Genomic DNA, 578 nt, shown 5'->3' on the forward strand with positions numbered 1-578 from the left:
ACGATCCAGGTGTCCCTCGCCGCGCCGTATCCGGGCACGACGCTGTACAAGCAGGCCGTGGAAAACGGCTGGATGGAAGAGAACAAGACCATCAACCTGGTCAGCAAGGAAGGCGTGCAGCTCGCGGCGATCGGCTATGCGCACCTGTCGCGCGACGAGATCTACCACCATCTCGAGCAGTTCTATCGCGAGTTCTATTTCCGTCCGTCGAAGATCTGGGAAATCGTGCGCGAGATGCTGACGAGCTGGGACATGATGAAGCGTCGCCTGCGCGAAGGCGTCGAGTTCTTCCGCTTCCTGCGCGCGCACGAGGCCTGATCCGTGGCGACGCAGCGGGCGGCGCGGGCGCTGATCTTCACCGCGGACGACTTCGGGCTGCACCCGCGCGTCAACGCGGCGGTCGAGCGCGCGCACCGCGACGGCGTGCTGAACGCCGCCAGCCTGATGGTCGGCGCCCCCGCCGCGCAGGATGCGATCGAACGCGCGCGGCGGCTGCCGTCGCTCGCGGTCGGCTTGCACCTGGTGCTCGCGGACGGGCCGGCCACGCTGCCCGCGCATGCGATTCCCGCGCTCGTCGG

General features: G+C 68.3%; 1 protein-coding gene and 1 pseudogene. Both read left to right on the top strand.

Annotated features, from left to right (window positions below; all coding sequences use genetic code 11):
- Positions 1-318, top strand: a pseudogene (locus tag JMF90_RS39660) (hopanoid biosynthesis associated radical SAM protein HpnJ); the annotation flags it as partial.
- Positions 319-321: 3 nt separating this feature from the next.
- Positions 322-578, top strand: a 257-nt coding sequence (locus JMF90_RS39665; protein ID WP_201326610.1) for a ChbG/HpnK family deacetylase, incomplete at its 3' end; no start/stop codon positions are given.

The sequence above is a fragment of the Burkholderia sp. E168m23 genome (assembly GCF_016586125.1).
Lineage (GTDB): Bacteria > Pseudomonadota > Gammaproteobacteria > Burkholderiales > Burkholderiaceae > Burkholderia > Burkholderia orbicola.